This window comes from Psychrobacter sp. 4Dc (assembly GCF_002836715.1).
In the GTDB taxonomy this organism is placed as follows: Bacteria; Pseudomonadota; Gammaproteobacteria; order Pseudomonadales; family Moraxellaceae; genus Psychrobacter.
Map to the genome: position 1 here is coordinate 1 of NZ_PJAT01000126.1, position 2,014 is coordinate 2,014.

The 2,014-nt window shown below is 41.5% G+C and carries 2 protein-coding genes; both read left to right on the forward strand.

Going from position 1 to position 2,014, the window contains the following annotated elements; all coding sequences use genetic code 11:
• The first annotated feature begins 41 nt into the window (after positions 1-41).
• On the forward strand, positions 42-1,106 hold the full coding sequence (locus CXF61_RS11840) for a TIGR03571 family LLM class oxidoreductase (protein WP_101204498.1): 1,065 nt from the start codon (positions 42-44) through the stop codon (positions 1,104-1,106).
• 17 nt (positions 1,107-1,123) lie between these two features.
• Positions 1,124-1,732 carry an FMN-dependent NADH-azoreductase gene (locus tag CXF61_RS11845; RefSeq protein WP_193834223.1) on the forward strand — a complete coding sequence of 203 codons (609 nt, stop codon included), beginning with the start codon at positions 1,124-1,126 and terminating at the stop codon, positions 1,730-1,732.
• The last annotated feature ends 282 nt before the right edge of the window (positions 1,733-2,014 follow it).

Below are 2,014 nucleotides of genomic sequence, written 5' to 3' on the forward strand. Positions count from 1 at the left end.
GGGCTATATTTTTTAATGCTTAATTTAACGGAGTGACTCCCATGACCACAAGCTCACAAACTGCTGTACCAAACCTCTCTGTTCTTGGACAAGACAATAGCCAATTATTTCACACCGCTGAGACGAATGAAAATATAACCCCGCAACAAAAACAACTACCCCCTCATCTTGCCAATCACCCTGCATTTAGTGAGGTGTTTCAAGCGGATAAACTCACCTTGGGATTGATTGCCCCGTTTAAAGGCTATCCCAATAGTCCGATTCCGAGCTTAGAAGACTTTGGGGAAACCGCTGTCTTAGCAGAACAGCTTGGATTTTCTGCACTATGGTTGCGAGATGTGCCATTTTATGACCCAAGTTTTGGCGATGTTGGACAAGCATTTGACCCCATGGTTGCCATGGGCTATTTGACTGCGAAAACCCAACGAATTGCGATAGGTTCAGCAGGCATCGTTGCACCTTTGCGGAGTCCCATTCATATCGCCAAAGCCTCAGCAAGTACAGCAGTATTAAGCAATAATCGCTTTATTTTGGGGATGTCGAGTGGCGATAGACCTGTGGAATACCCTGTGTTTCAGCAAAACTTTGACAATCGTGCCGAGCGTTTTCGAGAAAGTTGGGACATGATTCGTGCCTTAACCACCCAAAAATTTCCGCAGTTTAAAGGGCAACATTATGGGGATTTAACAGGCAATATTGGCTTTATCCCTATCCTTGAACAACGCTTACCGATGGTTGCTATTGGTCGTGCCAGACAGGAACTAGATTGGCTTGCTAATACTGCCGATGCGTGGATTTGGCATGGGGTAAACCCAAAAGATACCAAAAATATTGTGCAAACCTTGGCAGATTTAAATCAAGATGACGCTTGGCATCCTTTTGGTTATGCCAATTTTGTCGAACTTAGTGAGAATCCGAATGAGCCTGCTCAATTATCTCGCAATATTTATCTACGAGGCGGGTCACATAGTTTGCTGGAATTTTGGCAAGAGCAGAAAGAACAAGGCTTATCTCATGTCACCATTAATTTAAAGCCTACCAAACGCCCTGTCAAAGAAACGTTGCAAGACTTAGCAGAAAATGTGTTAGCCAAATTAAACCAATAAAAATGGGGTATAAAACCATGAAAACGCTTGTCATTGATACCACAATCAATGCCCATACTGAGTCATTTTCGGCTCAGTTACTACAACAAATCAAACAGCAATTTGCTGAAAGCACAACCTATTTGCCATTAAATGACATGGATTTACCTACCTTGGATGAGGCAACCCTAACGGTCATTTATAAACAAAAAGCAGGGGAGGCTTTGAGTGTGGCGGAGCAAGCTATCGCCGACACTCGGCAAGCGATGTTACAGCAGTTTAAAGCGCATCAAAAAATCGTTATTATCTATCCGATGTATAACTACAATATCCCTGCTCGACTCAAAAATTATATGGATATGGTGTTGGTGCCACGAGAGACTTTCCAGTACAGCGAGGCAGGTAAAATTAAACCTTTATTGACCGATAATAGAGCCGTGTTGTTTCTACAAATTAGTGGGTCGATGTTCTCATTGGATAAAGAATGCCAACAAATGGAATTTGCTTACCGTTATTTGGATATGATGTTTGCAAAAATGGGCTTTAAAAAACGCACTTTGATTCGAGCAGAAGGCACAGCCATTTGTGATAAAGAGGCAATTTTACAAGCCACGCTAGAAGATTTTAACCAATGGCAAGTTAATTAAATTTTAAGATAGCTGATACATAAGCTCAAGTTACCCAATATACTGTTAGGAGAATTTTCTTATGAAATCAAAATACCACCCTTTATTTCAACCTTTTACCCTTAATAATGGCATCGTCATCAAAAACCGTTTGGTAGTTGCTCCTATGACGCATTGGGGTTGTTAGAAGCAGCTATTACAACAGTACTAAATCTAGGTCTATAGACATTGAACTTATAAGGCTCAAAGCCTTAATCAGAGAAGTATTTGAGCAGTCAAATGGCTCGGCTGGTGCAAGGACGG

Coding starts and splice junctions, on each gene's coding strand:
- CXF61_RS11840 (WP_101204498.1), top strand. CDS start 42: ATGACCACAAGCTCACAAACTGCTGTACCAAACCTCTCTGTTCTTGGA.
- CXF61_RS11845 (WP_193834223.1), top strand. CDS start 1,124: ATGAAAACGCTTGTCATTGATACCACAATCAATGCCCATACTGAGTCA.